The organism is Streptomyces sp. NPDC057617 (assembly GCF_042800555.1).
In the GTDB taxonomy this organism is placed as follows: Bacteria; Actinomycetota; Actinomycetes; order Streptomycetales; family Streptomycetaceae; genus Streptomyces.
In genome coordinates this window covers 333,202-351,019 of sequence record NZ_JBHVGV010000007.1, presented here as the reverse complement: position 1 = coordinate 351,019, position 17,818 = coordinate 333,202, and the positions used below count along the sequence as shown (strand labels likewise).

The 17,818-nt window shown below is 72.2% G+C and carries 14 protein-coding genes and 1 pseudogene; 7 read left to right on the top strand and 8 right to left on the bottom strand.

Features of this window, described 5'->3' with window-relative positions:
• Positions 1-73: 73 nt before the first annotated feature.
• From ACFU9P_RS19940 to zapE, 3 genes and pseudogenes are all read right to left on the bottom strand, one after another.
• A pseudogene (locus ACFU9P_RS19940) lies at positions 74-1,434 on the bottom strand (alkaline phosphatase PhoX).
• Positions 1,435-1,737: 303 nt separating this feature from the next.
• Positions 1,738-2,166: an OsmC family protein gene (locus tag ACFU9P_RS19935; protein ID WP_376383502.1), complete on the bottom strand. Its 429-nt coding sequence runs from the start codon at positions 2,164-2,166 to the stop codon at positions 1,738-1,740.
• A 160-nt stretch (positions 2,167-2,326) separates the two neighbouring features.
• Positions 2,327-3,436: a cell division protein ZapE gene (zapE, locus tag ACFU9P_RS19930; RefSeq protein ID WP_384082489.1), complete on the bottom strand. Its 1,110-nt coding sequence runs from the start codon at positions 3,434-3,436 to the stop codon at positions 2,327-2,329.
• 37 nt (positions 3,437-3,473) lie between these two features.
• Here zapE and ACFU9P_RS19925 point away from each other — a divergent pair, with 37 nt between their 5' ends.
• The 4 genes from ACFU9P_RS19925 (at position 3,474) to msrB (ending at position 6,935) form a co-directional block, all read left to right on the top strand.
• The gene (locus ACFU9P_RS19925) at positions 3,474-4,424 is read left to right on the top strand and encodes a pyrimidine reductase family protein (RefSeq protein WP_384082487.1); all 951 of its coding nucleotides are present in this window, start codon (positions 3,474-3,476) and stop codon (positions 4,422-4,424) included.
• A 186-nt stretch (positions 4,425-4,610) separates the two neighbouring features.
• The gene (locus ACFU9P_RS19920; RefSeq protein WP_384082484.1) at positions 4,611-5,063 is read left to right on the top strand and encodes an indole-3-glycerol phosphate synthase; all 453 of its coding nucleotides are present in this window, start codon (positions 4,611-4,613) and stop codon (positions 5,061-5,063) included.
• Between the two features lie 51 nt (positions 5,064-5,114).
• Complete coding sequence (gene murC / locus ACFU9P_RS19915) at positions 5,115-6,518, top strand: UDP-N-acetylmuramate--L-alanine ligase (RefSeq protein ID WP_384082481.1); 1,404 nt, start codon at positions 5,115-5,117, stop codon at positions 6,516-6,518.
• Between the two features lie 9 nt (positions 6,519-6,527).
• Positions 6,528-6,935, top strand: coding sequence for a peptide-methionine (R)-S-oxide reductase MsrB (gene msrB, locus ACFU9P_RS19910; RefSeq protein WP_376383492.1), 408 nt, complete (start codon positions 6,528-6,530; stop codon positions 6,933-6,935).
• Positions 6,936-6,978: 43 nt separating this feature from the next.
• On the opposite strand, the gene ACFU9P_RS19905 is transcribed toward msrB, so the two are convergent.
• The 3 genes from ACFU9P_RS19905 to ACFU9P_RS19895 all read right to left on the bottom strand — a co-directional run bounded on the left by ACFU9P_RS19905 (position 6,979) and on the right by ACFU9P_RS19895 (position 11,331).
• Positions 6,979-7,968, bottom strand: coding sequence for an MASE1 domain-containing protein (locus ACFU9P_RS19905; protein ID WP_376383490.1), 990 nt, complete (start codon positions 7,966-7,968; stop codon positions 6,979-6,981).
• Positions 7,969-8,065: 97 nt separating this feature from the next.
• Entirely contained in the window at positions 8,066-10,606 is a 2,541-nt protein-coding gene (locus ACFU9P_RS19900) for a GTPase-associated protein 1-related protein (RefSeq protein ID WP_384082476.1), read from the bottom strand.
• Positions 10,607-10,944: 338 nt separating this feature from the next.
• A complete protein-coding gene (locus ACFU9P_RS19895; protein WP_376383486.1) occupies positions 10,945-11,331 on the bottom strand; it encodes a VOC family protein in 387 nt (128 codons plus the stop codon).
• 262 nt (positions 11,332-11,593) lie between these two features.
• Here ACFU9P_RS19895 and ACFU9P_RS19890 point away from each other — a divergent pair, with 262 nt between their 5' ends.
• Entirely contained in the window at positions 11,594-12,214 is a 621-nt protein-coding gene (locus tag ACFU9P_RS19890; RefSeq protein WP_384082716.1) for a nucleoside/nucleotide kinase family protein, read from the top strand.
• A gap of 217 nt (positions 12,215-12,431) precedes the next feature.
• On the top strand, positions 12,432-13,415 hold the full coding sequence (locus ACFU9P_RS19885; RefSeq protein ID WP_376383484.1) for a hypothetical protein: 984 nt from the start codon (positions 12,432-12,434) through the stop codon (positions 13,413-13,415).
• A 132-nt stretch (positions 13,416-13,547) separates the two neighbouring features.
• Here ACFU9P_RS19885 and treZ read toward each other — a convergent pair whose 3' ends face one another.
• Together treZ and ACFU9P_RS19875 are read right to left on the bottom strand one after the other, a co-directional pair.
• A complete protein-coding gene (treZ, locus tag ACFU9P_RS19880; protein WP_384082472.1) occupies positions 13,548-15,458 on the bottom strand; it encodes a malto-oligosyltrehalose trehalohydrolase in 1,911 nt (636 codons plus the stop codon).
• A 247-nt stretch (positions 15,459-15,705) separates the two neighbouring features.
• Complete coding sequence (locus tag ACFU9P_RS19875; RefSeq protein WP_376383482.1) at positions 15,706-16,797, bottom strand: lytic polysaccharide monooxygenase; 1,092 nt, start codon at positions 16,795-16,797, stop codon at positions 15,706-15,708.
• 262 nt (positions 16,798-17,059) lie between these two features.
• Here ACFU9P_RS19875 and ACFU9P_RS19870 point away from each other — a divergent pair, with 262 nt between their 5' ends.
• Entirely contained in the window at positions 17,060-17,614 is a 555-nt protein-coding gene (locus ACFU9P_RS19870) for a DUF1707 and FHA domain-containing protein (RefSeq protein ID WP_376383480.1), read from the top strand.
• Positions 17,615-17,818 lie beyond the last annotated feature (204 nt).

The window sequence follows — 17,818 nt, the reverse complement described above, 5'->3', positions numbered from 1 at the left end:
CGGTTTCCCTAGAGCGTGCGCCGGATCCGTACGGTCCGCGACCGCTGGTCCGCGGGCCCGGGCCGTGTCCGGCCTACCAGGGGCCCGTCACCGCGAAGGTGGTCCCCGGGGTGTAGCAGTTGACGTACATCGTCGCGCCGTCCGGGGCGAAGGTGACGCCCGCGAACTCGCCCCACTCCGGGTCCTCGGGGGCGCCGACGGCCTGTGCGTTGCGCGCCACCGCGTACACCTCGCCCCCGCGCGTCACGCCGTACACATGCTGCGCGCCTCCGCCGTCCTCGCACACCATCAGCCCGCCGCCGGGCGCGAGGCAGATGTTGTCGGGGGACTCACCCGGCAGTCGGACGTCCGTGCCGGGGCCGAAGACGATCACCAGGGTGAGCCGGCGCCGGTGCGGCTCGTACCTCCACACCTGTCCGAAGTGGTCCGCCGCCGAGCCCTCCGCCCGGCGCGCGAAGCTGGAGACGAAGTACACCGAACGGCCGCCCCAGTAGCAGCCCTCCAGCTTCTGGGCGTGGGTGATGCCCCGGGGCCCGAAGTCCTGGAGCCGGACGGGAGTCCGTACCGCCTGTGGGTCCGGTACGGGGACCCACTCCACGCGGTCGAAGGTGATGCCCGGCTCCTGTACGGCCGACAGATCGGGCACTCCGGGCACCCGCAGGGCCTCCAGGGCGCCGCCCGCGCGCAGCGAGCCGTGCCGCCGAGCGGTTTCTCCGGCAGGAAGCGGTAGAAGAGGCCGAACGGCCTGTCGAAGGCGTCCTCCGTCTCGTACACCACCCCGCTGGTGGGGTCGACCGCGACCGCTTCGTGCGCGAAGCGGCCCATGGCGGTCAGCGGTACGGCTCCGGTACGGCGCGGATCGGCGCCGTCGACCTCGAAGACAAAGCCGTGGTCCTTGGTGTAGCCGCTCGTACCGGCCCGCTCCTCGGTCTCCTCGCAGGTGAGCCAGGTACCCCAGGGGGTGGGCCCGCCCGCGCAGTTGACGGCGGTGCCCGCGATGGCGACGCGCTCGCCGAGGACCGTGCCGCGGCTGTCGAGTTCGAGCGTGGTGCAGCCGCCCTTGCCCGCCGGGTCGTACGTCAGGCCGGGGACGGCCGGTACGGGGACGGCGGCGGTGGCACGGTTCTCGTGGTTGCGTACGAGCCGGACCCGGCCGTGACGGCCCGCGAAGGCGGCCATGCCGTCGTGGTTGCCGGGGACCCGGCCCTCGCCGGAGCGCAGCCGGTCGCCCTCGCGGGAGAGGACCGTATAGCGGAACCCTTTCGGCAGATCGAGCAGACCGTCGGGGTCGGGGACGAGCGGGCCGTAACCGTGGCGGCCCGGCCCCGACGCGGTGGCGCTGCCGGTGAACAGCTCGGACAGAGCGCCGCTGAAGGCGATGGCGGCGGCACCCGTACCGGCGCGGGTGAGGATCTGACGTCGTGTCGCGGACATGAGGCAACTCCCTGCTGGCGGACAGGAGATGTGACCCGCTCGTGTGTAGCACGAGAGGTGCGGCACCCGCGGTGGGGTGCGTGAATCGGGCGGGTCGCGATGGGCCTCGGGTGCCGGGTGCTGCCGGGTGTCGGGCGAGCCTGGGGTGCTGGGTGAGCCTCGGGTGCAGGCAGGGCCTCGGGTGTCGTACGGGACGACTGTGACGCGTGCGCCGGCCGTGCCGCCCGATCCGGTGGAGCGGGGGCACGGCCGGCGCAGGGTGATCCGGGCTGATCCGGAGTGGTCCGGGCCGACCCGGGGTGCTCAGGAAGCGAGCGAGGCGCTCAGCGTGATGGTGGTGCCCGAAAGCGCCTGGCTCACCGGGCAGTTGGCCTTGGCGTCCTCGGCGGCCTTGACGAAGCCCGCCTCGTCCAGGCCCGGGACGACGCCCTCGACACTGAGGTGGATACCGGTGATACCGGTACCGGGCTGGAAGGTGACATCGGCCTGGGTGGTCAGCTTGGTCGGCGGGGTGCCGGCGTTGGCGAGACCGTGCGAGAGCGCCATCGAGAAGCAGCTCGAATGGGCGGCCGCGATCAGCTCCTCCGGGCTGGTCTTGCCGTTCGCCGCCTCCGCGCGGGAGGGCCAGGAGACCGCCTGGTCGGCGATGCCGGAGGAGTCGAAGGAGACGGTGCCGGTGCCCTGGAGGAGGTTGCCCTCCCAGACGGTGTGCGCCTGGCGCGTGGTGGCCATGGTGGAACCCTTCTGCTTGGTACGTGGTGGTACAGGCGGATGACACGAATCACCGCGGCGCGCTGCCGGCCCGCCACGGCTTCCGGACGAGGCGGACCCACCGGAGCCGCGGGGCCCACAGGACCCGCCGGGCCGGTTGGGGTCTGCCACGGCACCGAACCTACTGGGCCACAAGCCCCTTGGCGTCCCGTGCCAGTGCGGTCAACCGGGAGATCGCCCGGAAATATTTCTTCCGGTAGCCGCCGTTCAGCATCTCTTCGCCGAACAGCCGGTCGAAGGGGAGACCGGAGGCGAGCACCGGGATCTCCCGGTCGTACAGCCGGTCGGCGAGGACCACGAGCCGTAGCGCCGTCGACTGGTCCGGCACCGGGCCGACATCGGTCAGACAGACGGCCCGTACCCCGTCCGTGAGGGCTCCGTACCGGCTCGGATGGACCGTGGCGAGATGGCCGAGCAGCCCCGGGAAGTCGTCCAGGCTGGCGCCTTCGGTGGCGTACGCGGCCCTGGTCACCTGCTCGTCGGAGTACGGGGCCGGCGCCTCGGGCAGACCGCGGTGCCGGTAGTCCTCGCCGTCGATGCGCAGCGGGCGGAACCGCGCGGCCAGGCCCTGGATCTCCCGCAGGAAGTCGGCGGCGGCGAACCGGCCCTCGCCGAGCTTGCCGGGCAGGGTGTTGGAGGTCGCGGCCAGTGCCACGCCCGAGTCGACCAGCTTGCGGAGCAGGCTGGAGATCAGGACGGTGTCGCCGGGATCGTCCAGTTCGAATTCGTCGATGCAGAGGAGCCGATGGCCGCCGAGGGTCTGTACGGTCTGCTGGAAGCCCAGCGCGCCGACCAGATTGGTCAGCTCGACAAAGGTGCCGAAAGCTTTCTCTGCGGCCGGGGCCGGGGTCGCGTGCCAGAGGGATGCCAGCAGGTGTGTCTTGCCGACGCCGTAGCCGCCGTCCAGATAGACCCCGCGCGGCCCGGTCGGCTCGGCGGGCTTCCTGGCGAACCAGCGCCGCAGCCTCCCGGACCCGGATCCGGATCCGTTCGGCCCATGGGCTCCGCCGAGGCCCGCGGCGAAGGCGCTCAGGACGGTGACCGCCTGGGACTGGCTGGGTTGGCCGGGGTCCGGGACATATGTGTCGAAACGTACGGAGTCGAAGCGCGGTGGCGGCACCATGTCCGCGACCAGACGGTCGGCGGGAACATGGGGCTCACGGGCACAGAGGGCGACCGGAGCCGCTTCGGTGACCGGCCGGTGGCCGGAGGCGGCGGTGGAGTGCGACACAACTCTTCACTCTATGCGCCGTGCCAGACTGCTTCGCATGCGACGCCTGTTCCCTGTGACCGATCAGACACCATCCGCCGAGGTCCCGGGCCCTGGCCCGGCCGTCGACCGCGAGTGGACGTTCGACGAGCTGGCGGACGCGTACGCCTATCCGGCATCGCTTCAGGGGGCGGCGGCGGGTCCGGGTGCAGCCGTGGATTCGGGTACGGCAGCAGGTCCGGGCTCGGCCGTGGATTCGGGTACGTCAGCGGGTCCGGGTATGGCCGTGGATCCGGGCGCGGTCGTGGAGTCGGCGGTGGGGGGCCGGGCCTGGCTCCGGGCCAATATGGTGTCCACCCTCGACGGCGCCGCCCACTACGACGGCCTCTCCCAGCCCATCTCCTCCGCCGCCGACATGCGGATCTTCGGCACTCTGCGCGGGCTCGCCGACGCGGTGGTGGTGGGCGCGGAAACGGTTCGGCTGGAGGAGTACCGGCCCGCCCGCGCCCGGCAGGCCTTCGCCGCGCGCCGCGCCGCCGCCGGCCAGGCGCCCGCGCCCGCCATCGCCGTGGTCAGTGCCGGTCTGAACCTCGACTTCTCGCTGCCCCTGTTCACCGAACCGCCGGTCCCCACCCTTCTGGTGACCGGGGCCGAGGCACCCGCCGACCGGATCCGCGCCGCCGAGAAGGCGGGCGTGGAGGTGCTGATCGCGGGCGAGGGGCCGGGGGCGGACCCCGCTCGTACCGTACGCGTCCTGGCCGAGCGGGGATTCGCGCGCCTGCTCACCGAGGGCGGGCCCCGGCTGCTCGGGCAGTTCGTGGCGGCGGGCGTCCTGGACGAGCTGTGTCTGACGCTGTCTCCGGCCCTCACCGCCGGGTACGCGCAGCGCATCGCGGCCGGCCCGGGTCCGGCCGTACCCGAGCGGTTCGTGCTCGTATCACTCCTGGAGCAGGACGGGTTCCTCTTCGCCCGGTACCGGCGCGCCCGACCGCCGGCGGACGTGTCCTGATCCCCGGCGGACGCGTCTGCCGACGCGTCTGACAATCAGCGGAATTCCCCGTTCCGGTTAGCTTCCTGTGGGCAGACTTACTCTCGCAGACCCCGTGCGGGCACGGGGAAGGATGGTTTCAGCAGTGGGCCGGACGGCCCATGAACATGAAGACGAAGGGCGCCTGTCGTGTTCAGAAGCGTATTGATGATCGAGAAGCCCCTGACGCCCGGGGACGTGGAATTCGTCACCACCCTCCACGGCGACGAACCGGTGTCCTTCGTTGTGCTGATGCAGCCCCGCGGCGACCAGGCGGACGTCCTGCTGCGCGCCATCGACGATGTCGCGCTCGGCGAGCTGAGGGACGCCGCCAGGGAGGGCGGTACGCCCGAGGGCGCCCTGGCAAGACAGCCCGCGGAACTGGCCCTCCAGGCCTCACTCGAAGCCCTGCGCGCCCAGGGCTCCCAGGCCAGCGGCCAGGTCATCGAGGAACATCCGCTGGACCACCTCAAGAGCGTCGTGGAGGAGTCCGGCGCCGACGAGGTGATCGTGCTGACGGAACCGCACTATGTGGAGGAGTTCTTCCACCGGGACTGGGCGTCCCGGGCCCGTCACAAGGTCGGCGTACCGGTACTCAAACTCTTCGCCCACAGCGAATAGGCTGGGACGACAAGTTTTCTTGTCGCTCGCGCGCACCTGGGAGAAACACGTATGGCACCGGCACCCGCTGTCCCCGCCGTCATGGAACGACCGCACTTCATCGGCATCGGCGGCGCCGGGATGTCGGGAATCGCCAAGATCCTCGCCCAGCGCGGCGCCAAGGTCGCGGGCAGCGACGCCAAGGAGTCGGCGACGGCGGAGGCGCTGCGCGCGCTGGGCGTCACCGTGCACATCGGCCACGCCGCCGCCCACCTCGCGGAGGACGCGTCGTGCGTGGTCGTCTCCAGCGCCATCAGGGCCGACAACCCCGAGCTGGCGCGGGCCGCGGAGCTGTCCGTACCGGTGGTGCACCGCGCTGACGCGCTGGCCTCGCTGATGACGGGCCTGCGCGCGATCGCCGTCGCGGGCACCCACGGCAAGACGACCACCACCTCCATGCTGGCCGTCGCCCTCACCGAGCTGGGCCTCGACCCGTCGTACGCGATCGGCGGCGATCTCGCGGGGCCCGGTACGAACGCGCGGTACGGCGAAGGGGAGATCTTCGTCGCCGAGGCGGACGAGAGCGACCGGAGCTTCCAGAAGTACGACCCCGAGGTCGCGATCGTCCTCAATGTCGAACTGGACCACCATGCCAATTACGCCTCCATGGAGGAGATCTACGAGTCCTTCGAGGCGTTCGCAGGCAAGATCGTCCCGGGCGGCACCCTGGTGATCTGCGCCGACCAGCCGGGCGCCGTCGAGCTGGCCTCGCGGGTCCGCGCCCGGTCGGCGGTCAAGGTCGTCACCTACGGCGAGGACCCGGCCGCGGACGTACGGGTCCACAAGATCGCCGCGCGCGGACTGACCAGCGAGGTCACCGTCCTGCTCGAAGGCCGGCTGCTGACCTTCGCGGTCTCGGTCCCCGGCCGCCACTACGCCCTCAACGCGGTCGCCGCCCTGGCCGCCGGGGTCGCGCTGGGCCTGCCCGCGCACAATCTGGCCTCCGCCCTCGGCGCGTACACCGGAGTCAAGCGCCGCCTCCAGCTCAAGGGTGAGGCCGCGGGCGTCCAGGTGATCGACTCGTATGCGCACCACCCCACCGAGATGACCGCCGACCTGGAGGCGATGCGCGCCGCCGCGCCCCCCGGCTCCCGGCTGCTGGTGGTCTTCCAGCCGCACCTCTTCTCCCGTACGCAGGAGCTGGCCACCGAGATGGGCCAGGCCCTCGCCCTGGCCGACGCCTCGCTGGTCCTGGACATCTACCCGGCCCGCGAGGACCCGATCCCGGGGGTCACCAGCGCCCTGATCACCGACGCGGCCGAGGCGGCGGGTGCCACGGTGACGGCGGTGCACGACAAGGGCGCGGCCGTGGACACGGTGGCGGGAATGGCCGGGCCCGGTGATCTCGTTCTCACCATGGGCGCGGGCGATGTCACGGACCTCGGCCCGGACATCCTGGCCCGCCTGACCGACTGAGGAGAGCGCATGTCGTACGACATCGACAAGCCGGACGAGCAGTGGCGCGCGGAGCTGACGCCCGCGGAGTACCAGGTGCTCCGCAAGGCCGGCACCGAGCCCGCCTTCACCGGCGAGTACACGGACACGAAGACGCCGGGCGTCTACTCCTGCCGGGCGTGCGGCGCCGAGCTGTTCCGCTCCGACACCAAGTTCGAATCGCACTGCGGCTGGCCGTCCTTCTACGACCCGAAGGACTCGGACGCGGTCGAGCTGATCGAGGACCGCTCGCACGGCATGGTCCGCGTCGAGGTCCGCTGCGCCCGCTGCGGCTCGCACCTGGGACATGTCTTCGAGGGCGAGGGCTACCCGACCCCGACGGACCAGCGGTACTGCATCAACAGCATCTCGCTGCGGCTGGCCCCTGACGAGGGCTGAGTACGGCCCATCTTGGGCTGAGCAGGGTCGTTCCCGCAGATGGTCAGTCCCGTCGCCTCCGGTCCGGGGGCCAGGGCCTCGCCCTCTGCGGTGCGATCTCCTCCACCACCTGGGCCAGTGCGTCGCAGGCCTTCTCGATTTTCATCCGGACGCGGTTCTGCTCGGTGATGGTCGCCGCCAGCAGAAGCGACGTCAGTGCCACGGACCCGTTGAGCGCCTGAAGGCTGACCAGCCGCTCCGTGAGGCTGTGACTGGCGAAGACCCCGGTGCTCTTGGTCGCCTCGAAGATCGCCAGTACGGAGACGAACAGCGCGTACGGGGCGCTCCCGGCGAGCTCGAAGCGTAGAGCCGCCCAGATGAGCACCGGAAAGAAGAGGAAGATCAGGGTGAGCGACCTCGTGACGGCGAGCGGGGTGACGACGGCCGCCGAGACGACGATGGCCGTCGTCTCGGCCCACCGGTGGGTCGGCAGGGGCAGCCGGATACGGCAGAGGACGAGCAGGAAGGGCGTGACCAGCAGGACGCCCATGGCGTCGCCCGTCCACCACGCCAGCCAGGTCGCCCCGAAACCGAGCGGCAGCAGTCCGTTGAGCGCCAGCACCCCCGCGGCCGTCGTCGCGCTGATCAGCATTCCGGTCAGGGCACCGAGGAAGACCAGCGCCATCCCGTCCCGCAGCCGGTCCAGCTCGATACGGAAACCCACACGCCGCAGCAGCAGACAGGAACAGACCGGGGCGAGCGTGCTCCCCGCCATGATCCCGAGAGCCGAGGCGTTGAGCGGGCCGAGAGTCGCGAGGCTCAAGAAGGTGCCCAGGGTGATCCCCGGCCAGACCCTGATGCCCAGGAGGAAGAGGGCGGTCAGGGCGATGCCCGTGGAAGGCCAGAGCGGCGAGACGTTCACGCCGTCGAGCCTCGTCACTCCTTTCAGCGTGCCGATGCAGGTGCCCGCGTAGTAGGCGGCGGCGACGCCGAGGACCTGGAGGACAGCTACAGGAAGACGTCGGTTCTTTTCGGTACGCGCCACGGCAGCCATCAGACAACGCGCGCCGCCCGGTCCGGCCGTGACACGCACCGCCGGACCGCACACGTCACCCGGTGGCGCCGGGCCGCCCGGCGTTTCGCCGCGGCGGCTACTGCTTCTTGCCGGTGTCGCCCTTCTTGCCCGTTTCGCCGCGGGGGGTTTCGCGGGTGCGGGCGGGGAAGCGGATGCCGAGGCGGGACAGGGCGCCCGGGCGGTTCCAGGTTTTGAATTCCTCCGCCTTGCGGTCGCCCGTGCGTTCCAGACTCCGTTCGACCGAGGCGATGTCCTTGGCGGAGAGTGCCCGTACGGCCGGGCGCAGCACCTTGTCGAGCAGGGCCGTCCTGGTCTGGTCCCAGGTCGTGTTGGCGCCGGGGAGCGCGGTCCAGGTGGTGAAGCAGTGGGCCACGAACTCCGGTACGGTACGCAGCCGTTCGCGCACCCGGTCGTCCTGCGCGGCCCTGCGGTACGCGGCGGTGAGGTCCGGGTCGCCGCAGTGGACGAGCGCGTACAGCTCGCCCTCCGGCCGCTTCTCGGACAGCAGTTGACGCGAGAGGGCGCCGAACACCTGCTCAAGGACGCCCAGTTCGACCGGTTCCGCGGTCGCGCGCAGTGCCAGCGCCCGGTCGGTCCAGCCCGGCTTGGCCCGGCCCGCCGTGAGGTCCCCCGCGAATTCGAGGAGCTGGAGGGCTCCCCGTACCCGCGGTTCCAGCTCCTCGGGGAAGCAGCGCAGCAGATCGTGGGCGAGGCCGGGGGAGTCGGGGCTGTCGCCGGGATCTTCGAGCGCGGCCCTGACCAGGACCCGCCAGGTCCCGGCGGTCCGGTGCGCGTCCGAGCCGGTCTCCGCCAGGATCAGCCGTGCCTCGCCGGGAGCCGGAGCACCGCCGTCCCAGACCAGCCGTACAGCGGTGCGCAGGACGAACGGGTCGGCGAAGGGCGAGACCCCGCAGGCCCGCAGTACGGAGCGCAGGACGGTGATACGGTCCCGGTCCTCCGGCGCCGCGCCGGCCGGCCCGACCGTACCGCCGGGGCCCTCCGAGCCCGCCACCTCCGCGCACATCCGCAGATGCGGTATCGCCTGGACTTCCGTGAGGGGAAGGGCGATACGGCCGAACAGCCGGGCGGCGGCGGCCGGATCGGCCGCGGCGAGAGCGTCGAGTTCGCTCAGCAGCGTGGTGCGCAGATCGAAGTACTCCTCCAGCGCCGTCCGTACGGCCGGGGTGTAGGCGGCCACCGGATCGGCGATCAGCGCGCGGGAGAGGCGGCGGGCGAGGCCGGGCAGCAGGCCTGCACAGTCCACACCGAGCAGTTCGGCGACGCGCAGCAGCTCCGCCGCCCGTGAGGTGCCCGCCGGGGAGGTCGCGTCCGGGCCCTCGCTGTCGCCTATGCCCGCGCGAAGTTCTGGGCCCAGCTGAGCGGCGAGGCGCGCCTTGAGGTCCTCGGGGAGCGACACGATGTGCAGTGCGGGCAGATCGAGCCCGGCGGCCGGGGTACGGACGGCCTCGGCCAGGACGAGCGCCGCGAGCGGTGCGGTCGTACGGGCCGGAGCCCGGCCGCCGAGCACCGTGAACAGCCGTGCCAGCGCGGTCGTCTCGGCCGCCCCACGGTCCGCGGCGGGCGCGGCCAGGGCCTCGACGAGCCGCTCAAGCCGCTGCCCGTCCAGGGCGTTCGGGTGCTCGTACACCCAAGTGGCCGCCGCCGTACGGCCGTTCGTACCCGGGGATATGCCCGCACACAGCGCGGCGACCGCGAGCGGGCCCGCGTCGAACCGGCCGGCCGGCAGCGCCGCCGCCTCCTCGAACAGCTCGGGCGCCCTGGCCTGCCAGATCTGAGCGGCGGTCTCGTCCCAGGCGTCCACGGCGGGCGCGGCCGTCCCGGCAGGCCGGGGCGCCGTACAGTCGAGCACGAAGTAGCGGTGGCCGATCCCGGCCAGCTCCGCTGTGTCCTCCGGCAGTACGCCGATGATCTGCTGCCCGGCCCGCTGGGGGCGCCGGGTGTACGTGGTGAAGGTCAGCCGGTGCGCGTCGGCGCCCGGCAGCACCGCGCAGGCCAGCGCGATCCACCGGGCCACATCGGCGCTGTGCCGCTCCACGAGCACGAGCTGAGGCGCGGACTGCCCCTCGGCAAGACCGCGTACGGCGGCGAAGAACCCCGCGAGCCACGGCGCACGGGAAGCCGCGAACGACACCAGTTCGCGCCGGTCGAAGCCGCGCGACGAGGGCAGCCGGTCCAGCGGCGTGAGTACCCCGCCCTCCGGCGCTCCGGCCACCCACTGCGGCGAGCCCCAGGTGCTGATGGGCGGCGCGCCGACGGAGAGCGTGGCCTCGCCGGGGAGCTGTACGGCATGGGCGTGGAAGGTGCCCCAGACGCCGGTGTGGTCGGCTCCCGCGTAGACGGTCCTGGCCAGCAGCCGGCTGCCGTCGGAGAGCATGCTGAGGCTCAACGACTGCGGGAACGCGGCGAGTTCGGCGGCGGCCGGACGGAGCGGCGCGCCGGGCGGCGGCTCGTACCCGAGGAGCTGCTCGGCCTCCTTGAGGAACGAATCAGGGACGCCGGGGGTGACCGCCGTGATGCGGAAGCCCGGTCCGCCGAGGGCGGGCGGGCCGTCCGCGCCCGGCACGGCGGACGTGAAGAGAAGCTGCGCCAGGCTCATGCGCCGGCCCCTTTCGGTCCCGGCGTGCCCGGTGCGGCCCGTTCGACCGGTGGGGGCAGCGGCGCCGCCGGGGCGCGGCCGGTACAGCGGGGGCGGACGACGGTCGTCATGTCAGCGAACCACCAGGTGAGCGGGGGAGCGTTCGTCGAGACGCGCGAAGGCGGCCCGGTGGCCGTGGACGGCCACGCGGACGTACGGACCGGGCAGCAGCCCGTCCCGACCTCGCGCCCGACCGTACCGGCGCGACACCGCCCGGCACCACTCGGCCCCGGAACGTATTCGTTCCGGGGCGCGTGTTGTACCGGGTTGCCGTGCCCGCTTGCCGTGTCCGGGGAAGACTACGCGGGCTGGAGCAGGTCCCAGAGGTTGCCGTACAGGTCCTCGAAGACCGCGACCGTGCCGTACGGCTCCTCGCGGGGCTCTCGGACGAAGCGGACCCCCGCCGCCCGCATACGCGCGTGGTCGCGGGCGAAGTCCTCGGTGTACAGGAAGAAACCGACCCGCCCGCCGGTCTGCGCGCCGACACTCGCGCGCTGGGCGTCGTCCTTGGCACGGCCCAGGAGCAGCCCGGTGCCGGTGGAGCCGGGCGGCCGGACCACGACCCAGCGGGAGCCGTCGCCGCGGTCGGTGTCCTCGACGAGTTCGAAGCCGAGGGGGCCGGTGTAGAAGGCGATGGCCTTGTCGTAGTCGTCCACGACGAGGGTGATCAGGGCGATGAAGGACATGGGGGTGAAGTTATACGTATGACTCCCGGCCCGGCAAGATGGAACAATGCGGTTCATGGATGCGCAGCAGATCACCGAGCTGACGGCCCGCGCGCGCCGCCTGGCGGACTCCGGCGACGGGGCGGACTTCGGCGGTCGGCCGGGCTTCGGCGGGGAGCCGGTCCCTGGCGCGGGTTCGGGCTCCGGTGGCCGGCGGGACTCCGGCGGCGGGTCGGACCCGGGTGGTCTGCCGGGTTCCGGCGGTCGGCAGGGTTCCGGCGGTCTGTCGGGTCTCGGCGGCGCGCCGGACTTCGGTGGGCGGCCGGGCTTCGGCCGTCGCCGCATTCTCGGGATCGCCGGGCCGCCCGGCGCGGGCAAGTCCACCCTTGCCGCCCGGCTGGTCGAACGCCTCGGCGGGCTCGCCGTACTCGTCCCCATGGACGGGTTCCATCTCGCCCAGACCGAGCTGCGCCGTCTCGGCCGGGAGAACCGCAAGGGCGCGCCCGACACCTTCGACGCGGCCGGCTACACCGCGCTGCTCGCCCGGCTGCGCGCCCCCGAACCCGGCACGGTGGTGTACGCGCCCGCCTTCGACCGCTCGCTGGAGGAGCCGGTGGCGGGGAGCATCGCCGTACCGCCCGAAGTCCCGCTCGTGATCACGGAGGGCAACTACCTGCTGCACGACGAAGGCCCCTGGGCTCCGGTCCGTACCCTCCTGGACGAGGTCTGGTACCTGGACCTCGACCCGGTGGTACGGGTGGCCCGGCTGGTGGACCGGCACGTACACCACGGCAAGGACCGCCCTTACGCCGAGCGCTGGGTCACCGACTCCGACGAGCCCAACGCCCGCCTGGTGGCCCGCGGCCGGCCCCGCGCGGATTTTGTGGTGGCGCTGTCCGGTTAGTGCGCCGGACGCGCGGACCTGGCCCGTCCGGCGCTTGAGGACACAGCACGGCCCGGCCCGTCAGCCGGAGGCACTCGGCGTACCAGCACCGTCACCGCACTAGCATCGAAGGTACGGATCACCGGTGCGGCCCGGTGCGGCGGTGATCGATGGACAGCGTATGCATGGCGGCCGAGACGGAATCGACGGCGGCGGCGCGGCGAACAGCCGGCCTGGGATGAGCGGAGGCGATGGCGTGGGGCTGTTCCGACGAGGGCCGAAGCGTGACGGTCGCGATACGACGCCTCGGGACCCCGCCTTCTCCTTCTTCTCGGTCGACGAGGCCGCGCGGTTCCGCAGCCAGGTCCGGGAGGCCTTCGCGGAACGCGGTCTGGAGGTCACGCTCTACCCGGACATGGTGACCGACAGCGCCGGCCGGCAGTTCGGGCTCGGCAATCTCGCGGCCGTCTGCCACAACGACGACCGCGGCCCGCGCATCTGGGGCGAGCTGGTGCGCCGTCATGTCGGCATGGTGCTGCGCACCATGGAATCCCCTTCCGCCCTGGACACCCTGGCGCCGGAGCAGATCCGCTCGCAGCTCTACCCCCGGGTGATCAGCGAGGACGGCCTCGACCCGCAGACCTTCGGCTATGCCCGCTCGGTCGCCCCCGGGCTGTACGAGGTGCTCGCACTCGATCTGCCCGAGAGCGTCATGATGCTCACCGACGAGGCGCTGGAGCCGCTGGGCGAGACCCGGCACCTGCGCGAGCGGGCCCTGCGCAATCTGCGCGAACTGCCGGTCGAGGGGCGCGAGACCATCAAGGACTCGGACGGCACCCGCTTCGAGGTGGTCCTCGGCGACTCCTTCTACACCGCGAGCAGGGTGCTGGCCCTGGAGACGGTCGTCCAGCAGGTCACGGGCCGGCTGATCCCGCCGGAGGGCGCGCTGGTCGCGATGCCCTTCCGGCACCAGCTCGCCTTCCATGTCATCCGCGACCGCACCATGATCCCGTCCCTGAACGCCATGGCCGCCTTCGCCGCCTCGGGGTACGAGGACACCCCGGGCGCCATCAGCCCGTACGTCTACTGGTGGCGCGGCGGCACGCTCACCCAGCTCAGCGACGAGGACGAGGACGGCGAGGGGCTGCGGATCGTGGTGGGCGAGGACTTCCAGGCGCTGCTGGAACGCCTGCTGGAACGGGACCCTCCGGATACGGCCTGAGGTCCCCGGGGCCCCGAGGGGCGGTCCATGAGCGCGGGCCCCGGACTCCCGAGCGCGGGCTCGGCGGCCGGTTCATCGGCCGGCTCATCGGCCGGCTCGGGGCGGCTCCGAGGGCACCCGCCCCGCCCGCGCTCAGTCGTCGGCCAGCACCACACCCGACTCCGGCGGCAGACGCAGCACCCCGTCCGCGTCCGGCGGCCCGACCGGCTCCCAGGCGGCCAGCACCCGGCCGCCGCCCCGGTTCCTGCCGCCGCCCAGCGGGATCAGCGCGGGCTCGCCGGAGAAGTTGACCGCGATCCGCAGATCGCCCCTGCGGTACGCCAGCCAGCGCGCCTCCTCGTCGTACGCCACCTTCGTCGCCGCCAGATCCGGGTCGGAGAGGTCCGGCTGGTTCCGGCGCAGGGCGATCAGCTCGCGGTGCCAGGCCAGCAGCCGCGCGTGCGGCTCCTTCCCGGTCTCCGAGCGGTCCAGACAGGACCGCTCCCGGGTCGCCGGGTCCTGCGGGTCCGGGATCTCCTCCGCCGCCCAGCCGTGCGCCGCGAACTCCCGGCGGCGGCCCGTCCGTACCGCCTCGGCGAGCACCGGATCCGAGTGGTCCGTGAAGAACTGCCAGGGCGTGGCCGCGCCCCACTCCTCGCCCATGAAGAGCATCGGGGTGCAGGGCGAGGTCAGCACGAGCAGCGCGGCACAGGCCAGCAGTCCGGGGGAGAGCGTCGCGGAGAGCCGGTCGCCGAGGGCGCGGTTGCCGATCTGGTCATGGGTCTGGGCGTAACAGAGGAAGCGGTGCGCGGGTGTTCTCGTACGGTCGAGGGGGCGGCCGTGCGTACGGCCCCGGAAGCTCGAATACGTGCCGTCGTGGAAGAAGACCCGGGTGAGGGTCTTGGCGAGCGCGGCGAGCGGCTCGCGGGCGAAGTCGGCGTAGTAGCCCTGGGATTCACCGGTGAGCGCGGTGTGCAGGGCATGGTGGAAGTCGTCGTTCCACTGGGCGTGCAGCCCGAGGCCGCCCTCGGCGCGGGGCGTGGTGGTACGCGGATCGCCGAGATCGGACTCGGCGATCAGGAACAGCGGTCTGCCCAGCTCGGCGGAGAGCGCGTCGACCGCCGCCGACAGCTCTTCGAGGAAGGTCAGGGCGCGCCGGTCGGCGAGGGCGTGCACGGCGTCGAGCCGCAGCCCGTCCAGTTGGAAGTCCCGCAGCCAGGCCAGGGCGCTGCCCAGGAGATACGCCCGTACCTCGTCGGAACCGGGGGCGTCGAGATTGACGGCGGCGCCCCAGGGTGTGCGGTGGGTGTCGGTGAAGTACGGGCCGAAGCGCGGGAGATGGTTGCCGGACGGGCCGAGGTGGTTGTGCACCACATCGAGGACGACACCGAGGCCCAGGCCGTGAGCGGTGTCGACAAAGCGCTTGAACGCCTCGGGTCCGCCGTACGGTTCGTGCACCGCCCAGGGCGAGACCCCTTCGTACCCCCACCCATGGGTCCCCGGGAACGGGCACACCGGCATCACCTCGACATGGGTGATCCCCAGCTCGGCCAGCGGCGCCAGCAGCTCCGCCGCCGCGTCGAAGGTGCCCTCGCGGGTGAACGTGCCGATGTGCAGCTCGTACAGGACCGCGCCGGGCAGATCGCGGCCCTGCCAGGCGGTGCGCCAGCGGTATGCCGTCTGGTCGACGACGGCGCTGGGGCCGTCCGGTCCGTCCGGCTGGCGGCGGGAGCGGGGATCGGGGAGTACGGGACCGCCGTCGAGGGCGAAGCTGTAGCGGGTGCCGTCGGCGGCGGGCGCCTCGGCGGTCCACCAGCCGTCCCGGTCGGGGGCACGGTCCATGGGCAGACGCATGTGCTCCGGCCACATGTGCCCAGGCGACATGTGCTCTCGCCCCATGTCCGCTGGCCCCATGTCCGCTGGCCCCATGTCCGCGGGCCCCACGTTCGCGGGCGCCATGTCTCCCCGCCCCGCGTGCTCCGGACCCATGTGCCTCCGCCCCATGTCCTCCAGATGGAGGGTGACCCGGTCCCTGGCCTCCGGTGCCCACACTTCGAAGCGCATGAGCGGTTCCCCCTTGTCGGCGGCGGTCGTTCGGCGGTCGCCGGCCGTATACTGCCCGGCCGTCACCCCATGGTCGCAAGGGACCCGGCCCGCCGCACGGGGTGGGGTGAGAGCGGCGAGCCGGGCCGGAGCGTGGGCCGTGCGGGTGTACGGACGGGATCAGCGCGTACGAATCAGCCGCGCGTCCCGCGCGTCTCGTACCTGTCGTACCTGTCGTGCGCCTTGCGGGGACCGGGCAGCGGCCGGGTCAGTGGACCGAGCACGGTGGGGTGGTGGCCGTGTCCGGCGCTCCTCCCGAGGCGACATAGCCGAAGGTCGTGGAGGCACCGGCCGCGAGTGAGCCGTTCCAGTCGGTGTTGTGGACCATGACCTCCTGTCCCCCGTACGTGGCACTGCCGTTCCAGAGGTTGTCGACCTTCTGCCCGGATGGCAGGGCGAACTCGACCATCCACCCCAGGATCGGGTGGGTGCTGGTGTTCTTCACCGTGACCTCCGCCTGGTAGCCGCCGGCCCAGGAGCCGGTGGTGGTCCGGGTCGCGGTGCAGGTGGCGGTGGGGTCGGTCGGCGGGTCGGTGGGCGGGTCCGTCGGGTCGGTCGGGTCCGTGGTGCCGGGGTCGCCGACACCGGTGACCTCGCCGTTGCCGCCGTCGAAGACCACGTCCGAGCAGCTGTAGAAGGTCTCCTGGCTGTCGCTGCGCTGCCACACCATGTAGATGATGTGGCGGCCGGATTTGCCGCTGGGCAGGGTGCCCCGCCACTTGTACGCGCCCTCGACCGTGCCGACGGAACCGGTCACCTGCGGGTGGTCGACGGTCAGGAAGGGCGTCGCCTCCAGGTCGTCCCAGGTGAAGGTCTTGGTGGGGTCGAAGCCGTTCTTGGTTACGTACACATAGAACCAACCGGGGTGCGCCGCCCAGGCGTTGTACGAGAAGTCGAGCGAGGCGCCGGAGGTCAGGTGCGTGAGCGGCCAGTCGTTCCGCGGCTTGTTGAAGCCGGAGAAGTTGGTGTTGCCGCCGCTGCAGAGCTGTCCGTCCGGGATGAAGCCCTTGGTGCGCCCGGCGCCGTCGGAGCGCAGCACCGAGAACCAGTTGTAGAGCGGTGTCGTACCGCTCTCCGCCACGGCCGCCTTGCAGGCCGGGTTGACGGGCTTGATCTCACCGGTGCCGGTCAGGCCGTCCCGCCAGCACATGAACGTACGGCTGGCCGGCTGCATGGGCGTGCCATGGGCGGTGGAGGTCCCGCCGCTGCCGACGACCAGCAGAAGGGCGGGAAGAACGGCGAGCAGGGCGAGGAGTACGGCTCTGCGGGGATGTAACAACCACGTGGGTGGGCGAGTCATCGCGCGAGTCCCTTCGGCGTGATCATGACAAGCGGGCGGGTGGTTGGGAGCGCTCCCAATTCGGAACCTAGCGCCGGTGGGCCGCGCTGTAAACGGCTTGCGCCCGGAAATTCCGGGAGCAGCCCCGAACGGCGGACGCGAAGGCGGACAAGGCAGGGCGCCAACGGCCTTCTGTCCGCCGCCCGTAACGGTCGTAACGGCCGGCCGCGGTGCGTCCGTAGCGTCTGGACACCTCAGGGCCGTCCGACGGACAATCACCTGCGTGACGTCCTCCTTCGAGTTCCACACGTATCCCGCGCGGCTCTCCGACGCCGAGCGTGACCGTGTCCTCGCGGTGCTGCGGGAGGGCGTGGCGCAAGGGATGCTGTCGCACGACACGTTCCTGCGCCGGATGGATCTCGCGCTGGCGGCCCGCAGGGCCGATGAACTGCGGCCGCTCACCGCGGACTTGGAGCCGGTGGCCGAAGGGCCTTGGGCGCGGCGGCTGTTCGGGACGGTGAGCCGGGTGTCCGCGTTCTCCGTACGGCTGCGCAGGGCCTGGCAGGCGGAGCGGCTGCCGAAACTGCTGCTGCCCCAGCCGGGCCCGTACCCGCTCCGTATCGGCCGCGATCCGATGAACGGGCTGCGGCTCAGCCATGACACGGTCTCGCGACTGCACGCCGAACTGAGCATGCAGGGCGGGGTGTGGGTACTGCGCGACCTGGGCTCGACCAATGGCACAACCGTCAACGGGCGGCGGGTGACCGCGACGGCGGTGGTGCACGACGGGGACCTGGTGAGCTTCGGCCAGATGGGCTTCCGCCTCGCGGCAAGCTGACGGCGCGGGCGCGACAGGCGCCGTACAACCCTGCCGAGCCGCCCTGCTCCCGCTTACTCCTCGCCGAACCGACTGGCTGACCGTACGTCACGCGGAACGCCCTCGCCGCCTTGGGCCGCCGCCCCTGGAAACACAGTTCCCATGCGTCGCTCCGTGCCCGTGGGCGACCGTGCGGGAAACGCTCGGCATCCTGGGGACAATCGA